The sequence below is a fragment of the Shewanella mangrovi genome (assembly GCF_000753795.1).
In the GTDB taxonomy this organism is placed as follows: Bacteria; Pseudomonadota; Gammaproteobacteria; order Enterobacterales; family Shewanellaceae; genus Shewanella; species Shewanella mangrovi.
This window is the reverse complement of record NZ_JPEO01000004.1, coordinates 239080-254398: the sequence shown is the minus strand read 5'-3', so window position 1 is coordinate 254398 and position 15319 is coordinate 239080. Positions and strand designations below refer to the sequence as shown.

General features: G+C 47.3%; 17 protein-coding genes. 9 read left to right on the top strand and 8 right to left on the bottom strand.

From position 1 onward, the window contains the following. Positions 1–162 precede the first annotated feature (162 nt). Positions 163–1287 carry an energy transducer TonB gene (locus tag HR45_RS08590; RefSeq protein ID WP_052074619.1) on the bottom strand — a complete coding sequence of 375 codons (1125 nt, stop codon included), beginning with the start codon at positions 1285–1287 and terminating at the stop codon, positions 163–165. A 171-nt stretch (positions 1288–1458) separates the two neighbouring features. Here HR45_RS08590 and HR45_RS08585 point away from each other — a divergent pair, with 171 nt between their 5' ends. The 3 genes from HR45_RS08585 (at position 1459) to HR45_RS08575 (ending at position 3327) form a co-directional block, all read left to right on the top strand. Then, positions 1459–2070, top strand: coding sequence for a glutathione S-transferase family protein (locus HR45_RS08585; RefSeq protein ID WP_037441912.1), 612 nt, complete (start codon positions 1459–1461; stop codon positions 2068–2070). 116 nt (positions 2071–2186) lie between these two features. After that, positions 2187–2618, top strand: a complete 432-nt coding sequence (locus HR45_RS08580) for an FKBP-type peptidyl-prolyl cis-trans isomerase (protein ID WP_037441909.1) — start codon at positions 2187–2189, stop codon at positions 2616–2618. Between the two features lie 115 nt (positions 2619–2733). Then, positions 2734–3327 (top strand): hypothetical protein, encoded by a 594-nt coding sequence (locus HR45_RS08575; RefSeq protein WP_037441907.1) that lies wholly within the window; start codon positions 2734–2736, stop codon positions 3325–3327. Between the two features lie 167 nt (positions 3328–3494). On the opposite strand, the gene mtgA is transcribed toward HR45_RS08575, so the two are convergent. Together mtgA and HR45_RS08565 are read right to left on the bottom strand one after the other, a co-directional pair. Further along, a complete protein-coding gene (mtgA, locus tag HR45_RS08570) occupies positions 3495–4217 on the bottom strand; it encodes a monofunctional biosynthetic peptidoglycan transglycosylase (protein ID WP_052074618.1) in 723 nt (240 codons plus the stop codon). A 41-nt stretch (positions 4218–4258) separates the two neighbouring features. Then, positions 4259–6208, bottom strand: coding sequence for a S9 family peptidase (locus HR45_RS08565; RefSeq protein WP_081933429.1), 1950 nt, complete (start codon positions 6206–6208; stop codon positions 4259–4261). Between the two features lie 275 nt (positions 6209–6483). On the opposite strand from HR45_RS08565, the gene HR45_RS08560 reads away from it, so the two are divergent. Next, complete coding sequence (locus tag HR45_RS08560; RefSeq protein ID WP_037441904.1) at positions 6484–7644, top strand: PepSY-associated TM helix domain-containing protein; 1161 nt, start codon at positions 6484–6486, stop codon at positions 7642–7644. Continuing rightward, positions 7644–8114, top strand: coding sequence for a hypothetical protein (locus HR45_RS08555; RefSeq protein ID WP_037441902.1), 471 nt, complete (start codon positions 7644–7646; stop codon positions 8112–8114). The genes HR45_RS08560 and HR45_RS08555 overlap by 1 nt, the downstream gene beginning before the upstream one ends. A 60-nt stretch (positions 8115–8174) precedes the next feature. Here HR45_RS08555 and HR45_RS08550 read toward each other — a convergent pair whose 3' ends face one another. Further along, entirely contained in the window at positions 8175–8831 is a 657-nt protein-coding gene (locus tag HR45_RS08550; RefSeq protein ID WP_037441900.1) for a response regulator transcription factor, read from the bottom strand. A 19-nt stretch (positions 8832–8850) separates the two neighbouring features. Further along, positions 8851–10275, bottom strand: coding sequence for a PAS domain-containing sensor histidine kinase (locus HR45_RS08545; RefSeq protein WP_037441899.1), 1425 nt, complete (start codon positions 10273–10275; stop codon positions 8851–8853). A gap of 373 nt (positions 10276–10648) precedes the next feature. On the opposite strand from HR45_RS08545, the gene HR45_RS08540 reads away from it, so the two are divergent. The 3 genes from HR45_RS08540 to HR45_RS08530 are packed head-to-tail and all read left to right on the top strand — an operon-like array spanning position 10649 to position 13470. Beyond that, on the top strand, positions 10649–11011 hold the full coding sequence (locus HR45_RS08540) for a cytochrome c3 family protein (protein ID WP_052074617.1): 363 nt from the start codon (positions 10649–10651) through the stop codon (positions 11009–11011). 20 nt (positions 11012–11031) lie between these two features. After that, entirely contained in the window at positions 11032–12558 is a 1527-nt protein-coding gene (locus HR45_RS08535; RefSeq protein ID WP_052074616.1) for an FAD-dependent oxidoreductase, read from the top strand. Between the two features lie 12 nt (positions 12559–12570). Next, positions 12571–13470, top strand: a complete 900-nt coding sequence (locus HR45_RS08530; protein WP_052074615.1) for a SphA family protein — start codon at positions 12571–12573, stop codon at positions 13468–13470. Positions 13471–13546: 76 nt separating this feature from the next. Here HR45_RS08530 and HR45_RS08525 read toward each other — a convergent pair whose 3' ends face one another. Then, positions 13547–13966 carry a MarR family winged helix-turn-helix transcriptional regulator gene (locus HR45_RS08525; RefSeq protein ID WP_037441897.1) on the bottom strand — a complete coding sequence of 140 codons (420 nt, stop codon included), beginning with the start codon at positions 13964–13966 and terminating at the stop codon, positions 13547–13549. Between the two features lie 79 nt (positions 13967–14045). Between HR45_RS08525 and HR45_RS08520 the strand changes: the two genes are divergently transcribed. Continuing rightward, positions 14046–14321, top strand: coding sequence for a DUF3861 domain-containing protein (locus HR45_RS08520; protein WP_037441895.1), 276 nt, complete (start codon positions 14046–14048; stop codon positions 14319–14321). Between the two features lie 48 nt (positions 14322–14369). On the opposite strand, the gene HR45_RS08515 is transcribed toward HR45_RS08520, so the two are convergent. Next, positions 14370–14903 carry a flavodoxin gene (locus HR45_RS08515; RefSeq protein ID WP_037441893.1) on the bottom strand — a complete coding sequence of 178 codons (534 nt, stop codon included), beginning with the start codon at positions 14901–14903 and terminating at the stop codon, positions 14370–14372. 149 nt (positions 14904–15052) lie between these two features. Further along, positions 15053–15319: an RnfH family protein gene (locus HR45_RS08510; protein WP_037441890.1), complete on the bottom strand. Its 267-nt coding sequence runs from the start codon at positions 15317–15319 to the stop codon at positions 15053–15055.

Below are 15319 nucleotides of genomic sequence, written 5' to 3'. Positions count from 1 at the left end.
GGCTTAGCTCAAAAAAGAGATAACTAGCAAAATGTTATTCACCAACGCACGGAATAGATGCAAGTGACCTCGCAGCCCCAAAATCGCAACTAACGAAACTGCCGCGGCCGCAGCTAAGTTAGTTCCTACCGCGGCGGCATGACAACGAATATCTATTTCTGCCTATGATTTAGACAGCTTAAAATCCAAAGAGACTTTTGCGGTAGCGCTAACGGCTTTGCCATTTTCAAACTTAGGCGCATAACGCCAATGTTTCAGTGACTCAATCGCTGCATTGTTTAGGTCTTGATAACCTTTAGACTCGACGACTTTGGGTTGTGTCACATACCCCTGTTTATCGATAGTGAATGACAACACCACCGAACCTTGTCGCCGAGCGTGTGCAGCCGCTTTAGGATAACGCGGTGGAATGCGATACAAAGGTTCAGGTTGTTGATTTTCGTCCCAAGGACGCATTTTCCCAATGGCTTCACAATGTGCTGTTGCTAGCTCAGGTTTCCCCTGTTGCTGATAAAGTTTTACCAAGGACAAATGGGCGGCTAAAGAATAGGGATGGCTGTATGGCAACACAGATAGTTGCGCAATAACATCCTGCAACATCGGCTCTGCGTCGGCAAATTCCTCCCGCGCTAGGTGCACATTCGCAGCGATAAACTCAGCTTCTACGCGGTCAATGCTGTTTGCGGGGAGCAACTTAGCGCGCGTCTCGTAGGCAGTAATCGCCAAATGCTGGTCATGCCGACTAAAAGAATGCAGGCCAGCCAACACAAAAAATGCTTGTAACTGAATAGATGCGAGATGAAGCGGATCTTTCGCATCGTCAGCTATCTCAAGCGCCTGCTGACAGTAACTTCTCGCTTTGTATTGATCATCCGTAGTGGTGGCAAGCCCCATCAGCACCAGCGCCATTTCGGGCGCATGTTTATCATAGTGCTGTTGATAAATAGCCTGTACATCTTTGTATAGTTGATAAGCTTGCAGCCTTGCTTGCGGATCTAGCATCCCTCGTGGAGAGATATCCGCAATCGCTTTAGCCCAATTCATCATCAAGGCGGCGTAATTGAGACTATCGTGCGGGTACTCACTTTTTCCCAACTCAAATGCAGATTTCGCAGCACGTTCAATCGAATATTTATTGCCCTTCGTCAGTGCCGTTTGGTAGGCATGATAGGCATCGCTAAAGCTTTGTTCTGCCGCCAATGTTAGCGATGAATAGCTGCAACTGAGTAACAGAGCGGCTAAGGCGGGTTTACAGAAATTGGCGCGAGATAACAAAGAGGAGTACATCGGTCAAATATCCTTATTTAATACAGTGTCTCATGCATGAGATGCGTTAGAACATACCGTTACAGCTGGGTAAATACAATCTCATCACCCCCGTAAAATTGGCGCTTGACGTATATAAGCAAAGCTAACTACAGTGCAAACATCATCTCATCAAGCGAGGGAATTCTTGCAATGAAACTGTTTGAAATGGCACCAACGCCCAACTGTCACCGCGTCAACATTTTTCTCAAAGAGTTAGGTGTGGAACTGGAGCATGTGCATGTTGATGTGCGTGCGGGTGAAAATCTCACGCCGGAATTTGAGCAGAAAAGTATCAATGGCAGAGTCCCCACGCTGCAAATCGACGATGATACTTTTATTTGTGAAAGCATCGCGATTTGCCGCTACTTTGATGAACTAAGCCCGAGTGAAGATTCGCTGTTTGGCCACGGTGCTTTGGAGCGCGCCCAAGTTGAAATGTGGAACCGCATCATTGAATTTAATGGGTTGAACACTGCATCTCAGGCGTTTCGCCATATCTCCGGCGTCTATAAAGACCGCGAGACATGCATAACGGCTTGGGGCGAAGAGTGCAAAATTCGTGTGCAAGCCTTTTTACCTAAGCTGGAACAACACCTCAGCAGCTCGACCTTTATCATTGGCGATAAGTTTACTGTAGCGGATATCACCGCGTGGATCTTTGTCGGCTTCTGCGAAAGTCGGCTTACCTTACCAGTGATGCAACAATATCCTTCTATTGCAGCTTGGTATCAGTTGTTAGCGAAACGTCCGGCGTTTCAATAAGCTTAGCAACGCACGCCAACCGCTGTTGGCGTGCAGTCGCCTGCATCACAAGGTAAAATCCTCCTTATGTCGCATTTGGGCCTGCATTAGGCTCGTAAACCCCGGTATCTCATAGCATGGCAAGAAACAGCAGTAAAAAATCCGCCAAAGGCTCTACAGGCCACAACAAAAATCTCACCGAAGAATTCATCAAAAAATATGCCGCTAAAGCGGGTGTTAACGAAACAGATTCAGGGCTGTTTTTCCGCGTGATTGAAGATGCTGACGGTGCCAAGCCGGGCGAGTTCGACACAGTGAAAATTCATCAACGCATTCTGCTCGCTGATGGCAGCGTGATTGACGACACCTATCGTAAAGGCTTACCGGAAGAATTTGCGCTTGCCGAAGGCATTGAAGGGCTGCAAGAAGGCTTGATGATGATGAGTAAAGGCGCGCGCTATGAGTTTGTGATCCCGCCCGATTTAGCCTGGGGACGTAAAGGCAACGGCGGCAAAATCGGCCCCAATGCGGTGATGTGGATGGATGTCAGACTGGTGGACTTTAGCTAAGTTACCCCGTCGACTCATGCCCATATTAGCGTTCTATTAAAAAAAAATTACAAGAACTTGGTATGGGACTACGCCGCAGCGCCATGAGTTAAAGTTAAGTGAAACCGAGTAACCGATGAAAAAATTACTGCTATTTCTAATCATTGCTGGTGCCGCTTGGCAGATTTATCACCACCGCGTGCAAGTGACGCTGGGGCCAGGAGTGACGGTCAGTGAGCTACCGCAGCAAACGAGCATCGAGTCACCGGTTATCCATAGTGTTGATGGCTATGCAATCCAAGAGGTCGCCAACTTCGCCATTAAGGCCAAGGTGTTGTCGCGGGAAAACTATTATTTAGGACGAGAAGCGGATCTGTCGCCGGTCGATCTGGCATTGGGCTGGGGTAACATGTCCGATGAAGCGGTGCTGGAGCATATTGAAATCTCCCAATCAGGACGATTTTATTTCTGGCGCACCGCGTCGTTGCCGATACCACGACGTGAAATCGAAACCCATAGTGCCAATATGCATCTGATCCCTGCTAACGCTATGGTAAAAAAGACGCTTGGTCGAGTTCGCAAAGGCGATCTGGTGGAAATCAATGGCAGCTTGGTCAATGCGTCGAGTACTGATGGCTGGCGCTGGCGAAGTTCACTGACACGTGAGGATACTGGCAGTGGCGCCTGTGAATTGATCTGGGTGGAAAGCCTAAACATCATCACACCCTAAAGCTTGTTCATTCGTAGCAACGCTGAGCGGTCTTTGCTATTAAACAAAATGCCTTCTACATCAACCTGACCGTTGTGGTGAATGATAGGAACGAGCGCATGTTACATAGGCTTCAGCGCTTTTCCCCTCAATAATGCCCCGTCAATCATGCCTAGTTGCCGTACCGCTCAATCTAACTGCTTGAGCGTAACTTGACCCAGTTGCCGCATCTGTTGCCGAATCCATTCGCTGCGTTGTTGAATATAGCGCGAGCCGAGACGCAGCTTCCACGGATTAGGCAAAAGAGCCGCTAACGACGCCGCTTCATAGGCCGTAAGCTTAGCGGCCGATTTATGGAAATAGTGCTGCGCCGCAGCTTCAGCGCCATAAATACCGGGGCCGAACTCAACCACATTAAGGTAGACCTCCAGAATTCGCTGCTTATTCCAGCACAACTCAATCAACAAGGTGAACCAGGCTTCAAAACCTTTACGCACAAAGCTGCGCGATGGCCACATAAACAGATTTTTTGCCGTTTGCTGGCTGATGGTACTTGCGCCCCGTAAGCCCTCACCTTTTTTTGCATCGGCGATGGCATCACTGATCTGTTTAAAATCAAAACCAAAGTGCTCTGGAAAACGCTGATCTTCGCTGGCCATGACCGCCAACTGTAAATTAGGCGAAATCTGACTCAGTGAGCGCCACTGTTGCGACACTTGCGTTACGGGTGTGGGCGGAGAAATCTGATGCGCAATACGCCACATCCAGGTAGGAGGGTCCAGAAAACGCAATGTGATCACAGGTACAATTGAGATCAGCAGCGCCGTCAGCAACAGCTTGACTAACCAACGTGTGATACTTTTTCCCATGTGAATGCGTCTCCTATCGGCATAAAAAAGCCGACATAACATCGGCTTTTCACTACATGATACTGCGGAATAGTAGCCAATGGCTAATGCAGGTTTTTATCCAAAAACGACTTAATTGCCGCCAAGGTTTTCAACCGATGTTCCTGATTTGACAGGTGATGGTCACCATACTCTAACTCAATGAACTGCACATCTTTATCGGCGCTTTCTAACGCACTGTCCATATACTTGCTGTGTTTTACCGACACCACATTGTCGTCACTGCCATGGATCAACAAGACAGGCCGATTGATTTGTTTCGCATAGGTGATGGGCGAGGCTGCATCTAGCTTTTCAGCATCACGGCCAAACTGCTTACGCACCACATCAGCGTTGGTAAAGAAACGCGCCTGACTGACCAGATAAGCAAGATCACTCACTCCACCAAAACTGGCGGCACACTTGAAGTCTTGTGGATATTTGGCTACCCCCATCAGCGCCGCATAACCGCCGTAGCTAGCGCCCACAATACAGGTATGTTGACCATCCGTGTATTGGTTATCTACCAGATAGTGCGCCGCATCTTGCAGATCATCCTGCATCTCTTGGCCCCACTTCTGCATCGCGGCCATGGCAAAATCATAACCATACCCAACAGAACCGCGGAAGTTAGGTTGGAACACGATATAACCCTGCTCAGCGAAATACTGGCTCCAATAATCAAAGCTGTCATCATCGCGCGACATTGGCCCACCGTGAGGCAGCACTATGGTTGGTGCAGCAGCGCCCTTTTTAAAATCGGCTGGCAAAGTCAGATACGCTTCTAACTCAAGGCCATCACGCGCTTTAAAGGTCAGTTTGTGTTTGTTGTGCATTTTTTCAGGAGTGACATCGGGATAACGACTGCCGATATACACCAGTTGCCCGGCTTTGCGATCACCAATGAAATAACTGCCACTGTCTTCTGCAGACTCTGAATAGAGCAGATATTTGTTGCCATCTTGGCTCATATCCATCACTGCATTGTAGGCATCGGGGATCGCCTTAGTTAACGCCTTCTGTAGTTTTTGGAAATTTGCGTCCCAATAAACACGGCTATCTTTAACGTTGGTAGTCATAAACCCGGCGACATCGCCAGTCTGATCGGAATAGAGCAGATTTCCTGCCACATCATATTTGCCATCGGCGTAGACAAGCTGACGTTTACGGGTGGTTAAATCCATCTGGAACAGTGCGTCTTTGCCCTCATGTAACGCGGTAAAGTAGAGGATATTGGGGTCCTTGCCGAAGCCTTTAACATCCACAGTTTCCGGACTAAACGCCTCAAATTCAAACAGACGCTCGCGGGTATTATCATCTTTCATCAGATCATAGAAGTAAGTGGTTTCATCACGTCCTTCTGCAATGCGCACTTTACCTTGACGATCGGCGATCCAATCAATCACATACGGAGTATTGCGCTGCACTTGTTCGCGACTGTTGCTGTAGATATCAACCTTATAAACGCTCGGCTGAGTGGCAAGATCATAGTCAATCGACATCAGCACATGATCAGGATCGTCAGGCAATAAACTGATGATGTTATCTTGGAACTGCGCTACATGTTCACCATCCCGCTGCTTGACCGTGAGCTCAAGCTTACGGTCACCGGTGACATCATAGGTCATCAAACGAGTGATGTTATAACTGACGCCCCATTCGCCGCGCACATCGCGGACATGCACTAACAGCGTATGATTGTTGGCCCACTCATAGCCGTTAAAAAACACTTTAAGGTTATCCGACTGCACCACGTAATCACGCTGCTTGGTATTGAGGTCATAAACCACCAAGGTTAATTGCCCGTGTTGATTTTGCACATAGGCCAAACGTTGGCCGTCAGGTGATAAATCGAATTGGCTCAAGAATGGCAGACTGCCATAAGACTCCACCGACAGTGGCGCAGTAGCCGCAGAGGCTTCGGCCGCAGTTGCAGGCGTTGTTAACATCCATTGTGAAATTAGCGCCAATGGCGCCAGAAGAAAACGTGCTTTCATAGCATCTTTTGCTGGCATATTCCCTGCCCCAACTACAACTCAGACAATAAGCCGGCAGCTCCTTTTATGTTGTGATTGATTCTGCGTGCTTTAAGTAAGCAGTAACAAAATTATCATACAATTCACAAAGGTCGCACGATATATCTCACAAAGCGACAAAGCGCTAATAGCAAACGGGTTAACGCCATCGGCCTGACAAAATGCCTCGCCTTAGTGCACACTTACGCCACCTATATATTGATAACGTTTATCATTTGTATTAGCATCCGCTATTCTTGTTTTAGGAGATTGGCATGCGTAAGTTATCCAACCGCTTTTGGTTCTCATTTCATGGCTGGTGCTCGCTACCTATTTGGGTATTGTTTTGCTTTATCTGTTTAACCGGCACTATCGCTGCCGTTAGCCACGAACTCACTTGGCTGACCAATCCCAATGCGCGCGCGCTGAACCCGAATAACTTACCTGAGAAAAGTGCTGCTGAACTGACGCAGATAGTGCAAACAGCGCATCCAACCGCCGATATCAGTACCGTATTGCAATATGAACCTTACCTCATCACGGCCGTGTTATTCAGCGACCAAAACGTGCCCGCAGCTATCGCTTATGTAAATCAATATACCGGTGAAATCCAGGAGATTAATCATGGTCTTACCTTTATTGGTTTTATGCGGACGCTACATGGCTGGCTGCTGTTTCCGTGGCAACATAACTACAGTGTTGGTTACTATCTTGTGAGCGCGATGGGCTTTGTGATGCTCGGTGCGTTAGTCAGTGGCTTGATGATCTACAAGCAGTTTTGGAAAGCCTTTACTCAACCGAAAATACGCATAAATCAAGGCGCAAAAACGCTGCTGGCAGATCTGCATCGTACCGCTGGCGTTTGGTCAATTTGGTTTATGGTGATCATCAGTCTCACCAGCTTGTGGTATCTGGTACAAGGCGTATTACTGCATAACGATATTGAAGTGGAACCGCATGCCCCGTTAGTGGCCGTCAGCGAATTGCCGTCAACAAAGCCTGAGCAGTTTCCGGTGTCGTTAGCGCAAGCGCTGCACACTGCTAAACAGTTATATCCTGACTTTAAGCCGAGTTATATCGCACTGCCAGAACACAATCGTGACAACTATCATCTCTATGGCAGTGGCGCGAATCCGCTGTTTGACCAATATGCTTATCAGGTGTCGGTCAATCCTTGGCGCGGCAACATCAGCCAGCAACTGGCCCCTGATGCAATGAACGCTGTGCAGACCGTCATGCATGTCGTCGACCCACTGCATTACGGCAACATTGGCGGCCTCTGGACCAAACTCATCTGGTTCTTGTTTGGCACTCTGCTCACCGGCATGTCGATTACCGGCTTTTTAATGTGGAGCAAACGCTTACTTAAATCTCGTCAGCAAGCTAAGGCTGCTCGCCCCGCGCCGTTAGCACATGCCACAGGAGAATCTCGTTAATGGCCCGCGTAAAAGCAACCTTTTGGCATCGTACTAAATTCAAATTAAGCGGCTTACTATTGCTGCTGCCAGTGTATTTTCTGTATCAAGCTTTGCATCCATCGTTTCCGGCAAGCTTGTCGCAGCAACAAATTGGCGCTTACCAAGTGGCGCCGATGCCGTTAGATTTAGCGCAGCCGTATCAACACGACGGCGCCTACATCAAAGACTTTATGGTGTTATTTCATCAAGGTAATCCAGATGATATTCGCCAAGCTTTTATGAGTATTGGTCCGGCACCGTTGTCCTTTACCACCCTGCAGGATGGTGATTTAGGTATTTTGCATGGCAGTCGCTATGGCCAACATGTGCACGCATTAACCCCTGAATATATCAGCGACGCCGACCGTATTTGGCTGACGATAGAGAGCTGGCAAGGCGAGCAACATACGGTTTCTTGGCCAGTTCCTGCAGACTGGTTAGCAGGTTAAGCCAGTCCATCGATAAAAAACAAAAGGGAGCCTGATGCTCCCTTTTTCATACCTGTCAGACTACAGAGAATTGGCATATTCAATAGCAAACTTAACCAGCTCGCTCGCGCATTGAAAACCGAGTTTGTTTTTTATATTTTGCCGCACTGCATCAACCGTTTTTACGCTGAGCCTCAACCGCAGCGCAATCTCTTTACTCGGATGCCCTTTACCGACCAGCGTAAAGATTTCCAGCTCGCGATCACTTAATGCCTGCACACCAAACGATGTTGCAGTGCGCTGTTTGCCTGATGCCATGGCATTACCCAGCAGCATTTTGGTCATGCGATCGCTGAGATACACCATGCCATCAAGCAACTTATTAATCGCCACCAGCAAGGTTTCTGGAGACTCACTTTTCATCAAATAGCCTTTAGCACCTGCCCGCAAGGCGCGTTCGGCATAGATCTCCTCAGGGTGCATAGAAAAGACTAACACCCGCGTCTCTGGATATTGACGGGTGATATCCTTGACCAAATCTAAGCCGTTTTGCTTATTCAGAGACAGATCGACAATTGCGATATCAAACGTCTGTCGCTGCAACAATGCTAAGGCATTTTCAACACTCTCCGCCTGTGCTGACACCAAAAAGCCTTGGTGTTGCTCAATTAAACTAGATAAGCCTTCGCGAACGATGGCGTGGTCGTCCACCAATAGAATGTTAGTTTTAGTGGTCATAATTCTGTTACCGCAACAGTTAGTTGGCCGCTAACGGCACTTCGCAGCAAATGCTGGTACCCTGCTCACTCGAGTTGATCTGCAACTCTGCATTTAGCATAGAGGCACGATACTGCATAATTTTGAGGCCCATAGCGCCAGCTCTTGGGACGGAATTATCGATACCACAACCGTCATCTTTAATAATTGCTGATAGCCGCTCAGGGTGGGCATCGATGGTAATATCAATGCGCTGACAACCGCTGTACTTCAGCGCGTTATTCACCGACTCATTGACGATATTGTACAGATGAGCGCATAACACGGCGTCTTCAATCTGCAACTCACCATGCTGCTGAAAATGGCACTGCGTACCAAACAGTTCGGTCACTGACTTGGCTAAACATTCAAATGCACGGCTGAGACCATCAGGTCCGTCGGGAATATGGTTTAAGCCCTGCAACACGTTGTACATGCGTTTACGCGCGCGGCCAATACTGTCGACAATTTTGCTTGATAGCGCTTCCAACGCCTCATCTTTCCCCGCTAGTTGATTAGCTAAGGCACTGCTGAGAAAGCTGAGTCCGGTCAGCTCCTGCCCTAGGCCATCATGTAGATCACGCCCGATGCGCTGCCGCTCATTACTGCTGAGCCGCAAAATTTCACGCTCTAGACTGCGCCGCTCAGTAATATCCCGGGCAACCTGCACGACACCATCAAGACTGCCTGCCGCATTAAATACCGGATAAGCCGAGATCTGCAGTAAACGACCATGACTTTGCAATTCGCCAAACGCTGGCTCATGATGGTTAAATACCTTCATTACCGGACACTTATCGCAGGTTTGCTGATGATTGACACAGCAATCGCGCTCGTCCTGACAATCACGATTATCATCATTACGGGCAATCTTATTGGCCCACAGAATGTTGTGGTGTTTATCGTGGAAAGTCACTCGCTCAGAGATAACATCAAGAATTAACTGCGCTTTTGATTCTGCCTTTTGGCATTCCTGCTTTGCTCGATATTCTTCTGTCACATCGACAATTAAGCAGTGAGTTTGAATAAAGCTACCGTCTTGGTCATAACGCACATTTCCATGCACCATTACGTATATTTCACGACCAGTCTTATGGCGTAATTTCCACGGAATACTGCGTGCTCGGCCTGAACATCTAAAATCAGGAAAGGTCACTTCTAAATGATATTTAACATCTGCTTTATTATATAAAAAGAATGAAAAAGGCCGACCAAATACTTCTTGCGGCTCATATCCGGTGAGTTCACTAAATGCATTATTTGAATCGATAATAATGGCATTCACATTCATTGACATATAAGCCAACGGAATATGATCAAACATCAGCCGATAGCGTTCATGAGACGCTAACAGGTCATTATACTTATGCCTTAGGCCATACTCTTCCTGCGCTGTTTGCTTAATGTAATGCATACGTTCACTCACATATCATCATGCTCTTAAATGCTACGGAGTTTACTACGTGCGCCAGTAAATGCCTTTTGGGTAAAAGTTCATTTGAGAATTGAATCACATATCTGTAACGCAATTTTTAAAACTTTAAAATCTATTAACTGCGAATACCTAAATCAATATAGGTAACACTACCTATATTTAATAATTCACATTTATATAATCTATAAATAAACCTATGTTTTAAATAAATTAAAAAGTGTTTCAATAAATACCTTAGGTAATAACACCTAACGGCTATTAGGTAGTAAAGAGCTAGTTAACATCTAACCATAAAATTTAAAATTGCCTCGCAAAATAAAACTCATTAAAGCTCATTTTGCAGCACCTAATAGAGGCAATAAAAATGAAAATTACCACGTTAGTTTTTTCAATGATGATGCTCTGCATTGGCGGTGTCAGTATCGCCCATGCACAAGATTTTAAATGGCAACAACACCACCTGCAGCAAGGGATTAAATGTGCCAGCTGCCACGGTAACGACGTAAAAGCAGCGATCAAAAACGATACCTGCCTCAGTTGTCACGGCAGTTATGAAAAATTGGGCCAGCAAACCAAAGATATGCACCTGAACGTGCATCAAAGCCCACACTTCGAACACCTTGAATGTACTGCTTGCCACACTAGCCACGACCAAACTACCGCATTCTGCCAAGATTGCCACGGCCCCATCGTGCGTGACTCAAAGTTCAGCAAAATCAATAAATAACCAGACCGAGGGATGAGAAAATGAAATCTGTATTCAAAAAAGCATTTGCCCTAGGTGTATTGGCTGTTGCTTGCCAGACTGCATACGGCAAAACCATTACCTATGATACTGACATTGCCATCGTGGGTGGCGGTTCTACTGGTCTCGCCGCGGCGGTGACTGGCGCAGAAGCCGGTGCCAAAGTCATGGTGTTAGAAAAAAATCCCTACTTGGGCGGTAGTTCAAACTTTGCGGAAGGCCTGTTTGGCGTAGAAAGCGATTGGCAACGTGGTAAATCTTACGGCCTCACCAAAGATGAAGCGTTTGAACATATTATCGAATACTCTCACTTTAATAACGATGCATCGCTGATCCGCAAATTTGTCGACGACTCGGCAGGCAATCTCAACTGGCTACATGACCGCGGCGTTGATTTTGATGTCGTACAAATCTCACCAAAAGAACCAGAAACCTGGCACCTGATCCAAAACCGCAAACGCTTCCATCACGGTGCAGCACTGGTGACTGCGCTGCAAGAACACGCGGAAAAGGATGGCGTGGAATTCCTCATGCGCACCCCCGCAAAAAGCCTGATTTATAAAAACGGTAAAGTTACTGGGGTACGCGCCAAAGACCACAAAGGCAACGACGTGGTAATTAACGCGAAAGCGGTGATTATCGGCTCAGGTGGCTTTGGTAACAGCCCAGACAAAATTGATAAATGGACCAAATATAACGGCGCCAACTTCAAACCGACGCTGCCATTGAACAAAACTGGTGACGGCATTGAGATGGCCAAAGATCTCGGCGCGGCTCATGAAGGTGAAACCTTGATGTTGCATCCAGGCACTGAAGGTAAAGGCATTGTGCCACTAGGCAATATCTACACCATGACCTGGCAACCAGCCAACATGTGGGTCAACGCGCACGGCAAACGCTTTACCGATGAAACCGTTGCCTTTAGCTTTGCCCATGCTGGTAATGCTATTGGGCGTCAACTGGGTAACTATGCTTGGGCGATTTTTGACGATGCAGAAGTTGACCATGCCATCAAAGACGGGGTGGATAACGGCGTAGGCGTGTTGGTGCCGGTGATGACTAAGCTGAGCAATATCCGCACTGAAATTAAAAATGCACTGGCAGCTAAATCAGAAAGCTTCTTCGCTGCTAACAATATTGAACAGCTGGCAAAAGAGATTAACGTGCCGGTTGCCAATCTCAAAGCCAGTTATGAGCAATACAACAACGCGGCGAAAAATCACTACGATGAGGCCTTCCTCAAGGACCGTATGTGGACGCGTCCGTTGACCCACGGCACGTTATACGCCGTCAAACTGATGCCTTACCACTTCACCTCTGTGGGCGGCTTGAAAGTCACCAATGATATGCAAGTGGTCAACACCGATGAAAAACCGATTACCGGTCTTTATGCCGGTGGTAACGATGTCGGTGGTTTGTATTCAGACACTTACACCCTGTGGGCTTCGGGTCACGCGTTTGCCTTTGCCACATATTCTGGTCGTATTGCCGCTCAAAGCGCAGTAGCAGCCATCAAAGCTGCCAAATAAGGATAACCGAACATGAACAAGAGTTTAGTTTCTGCCACTATCTTGGCCGCGGGATTTATCGGTTTACACGCTAACGCGACTGAAGGCGGTGGCAATGTTTATCCTAATGGTGCAGAAGGCTTTATGGCGGGCGCGTTACCGCCACAAGGACTGTACTATCAGAACTTCTTGAACCATTACACAGTCAACAAGCTGACCGATAGTAACGGCGATAACAGCGGCGCAGATATCAATCTGCAAGCCACTGCCGATGTATCACGCTTTATCTACATGACCGACAAAAAGCTGTTTGGCGCAGATTGGGGGATGTATACCACGATTCCATTGGTGCATGTCAGTGGTGAAGTAGCGGCGAATGGCGTGCCGGTGTTGAGTTCAACCACCAGTGGTTTAGGCGATATCTCCATATCACCGCTAATGCTGGCATGGCATCAACCCAACTTCCACTACGCTTTTGCTTTGGAAGTAACAGCGCCGACTGGCGAATACAACATGAATCGCTTTGCCAATCCTGGCCGTAACTATTGGGTATTCACCCCGGTATTTGTTGCCACCTATCTGAACAATGGCTTTGAAGCATCAGCTAAATTCATGTACGACTTCAACGGTAAAAACGATGACACTCACTATAAATCTGGTCAGGAGTTTCATTTTGATTATGCCGTTGGTTACCACCTGAATAACTACACGCTGGGAATAGCGGGTTATTACTACCAACAGATGACCGATGATAAGCAAAATGGTGCGGTTTATTTGGATGGTTATAAAGGCAAAGCCTTTGCGATTGGTCCAGCGCTGAAGCTAGATACTGCAGCGGGTTATTCCCTCGAACTGCGTTATCAGAGCGAAGTCTCAACCGAAAACAAGCCTGAAGGTGATAAGTTCTGGTTGAAGTTCACCACTAAGCTGTAATCGCTTCAATAGCAAAATAGCGTTCCCTGCAAAGCCCACTGCGATCTTGTTAACAGTGGGCTTTTTTATCAGTGACTCATAACTGCTTAAGGTTGTGCTGCAACAGCTGCAGGCCTTCACTCAGCGCCTGCTGCTGTTCATCCGCCATACCCAATGTCATCGCCTGCGACACTTGTTGTTCTAAGCGACTGGCATCGGCCAATAACTGTTGCCCCTGTGGCGTCAGTTGTAACAGCACACTACGTTTATCCTGTGGATGCGGCACTTTGAGCAGCCATGCTTTATCGCTCAGCTCTGCCAGCAGTCGCGTTACCTGTCCTTTATCGCGCCGCAATACCTGCGCAACCTGCAGCGGTGTCACTTGCTCGCTTGTGCCCACCAGTCTTAACACGCGGAAATACAGTAATGACAGCTCGGGCAACTCCTTGGAAAAAGTGGTCAGCAAGGCACTTTTATAGGCATCGAGCACAGAAAATAACAGATGGTTAACGCTCATTAGTTGACTTTATCAATTAAATCCTTTGTAATTGATTTTATCAACTAACTAGTTCATAACACAACCACAGAGGAAAATTATGCCCCACCAATATCGCATCAGCGTAGAAAAGCTAGATGACGCGCAACAAACCACCCACAGCCTGAGCTTCAACACCATCAACCATGACGACATTTTTAAGATTTTAGAGCGCGTTGATGGCAAGTTTGGCTTTAGCGATGAACAAACCAAAAGCTTTATTGTTGGCCTCAAACTGTTTGGCGAAGTGATGATGCAAGAACGTAAACACCCGTTATTTGAAGAGCTTGGCCCACAGTTCAAGCAGTTTATGAAAAAGCTCAAATCCAGCGTATAAAAAAGCCACCATCTCGGTGGCTTTCTCCTGAATTGAAGATTGCGTCGCTTACAACCCTAGCTCACTTTTCAGTTGTTCAACCCAGGTTGCTAGACGATCATCCGTCAAACTGGCTTGGTTATCTTTGTCGATGACTAAGCCGACAAAACGATCTTCGACGACTGCTGCTGACTGGCTAAATTCGTAACCATCTAGCGGCCAACTACCGACAACTTCGGCGCCGCATTCCACCACTGTGTCGTACAACTCGCCTAAGCCATCAACAAATTCATCAGGATAGTTCACTTGGTCACCTAAACCGAACAGCGCCACTTTCTTACCTGCCAAGTCCATATCATCAAAGCTTGGCATAAACTCTTCCCAGCTTTCTTCCTGACACTCGGCAGACAATCCCGGCAGTTGCCCTTCACCTAAGGTTGGCGTGCCCAAAATCAGGATGTCATAAGCAGCCAGCGCATCTGCTTCGGCGCGATTGATGTTTAATGGCTTATCCGCCACATCACCAAGCAATTTATGTAGTTGTTTGGCAACCTTACGCGTACTACCTGTATCTGTTCCAAAGAAAATTCCGATCTGTGCCATGTTCCACCCCATCTAGAAATTTATGATTCAGTCGTTAGTTGCAATTCGCATTCCTAGACTATCTATATGAAAAGTAATGAAATACTTAAAAATCGTTTTTGATAAACCAACAAAATTGTCGTAAAGCGGACAATTTGCTGCTGTCACGATTAATCATCATCGTCGTCATCATCTTCATCAGGCGCCACCCAAGTGATAGGACGATAGATCTCAACCCGATCACCGTCTTGCAACTCAGTATCGAGCGCGCAAAGCTTGCCGAACACTCCCACCTTTTGCTGATCTAAGCGAATCGCCGGAAACATGTTGAGAATCCCTGACGCCTCAATGGCCGACATCAAAGTCGCATGTTCGTCGACATTAACCGGGATCCATACCTGCTCTTCAGGCTTGGCAAATACCACACTGACTTTCAT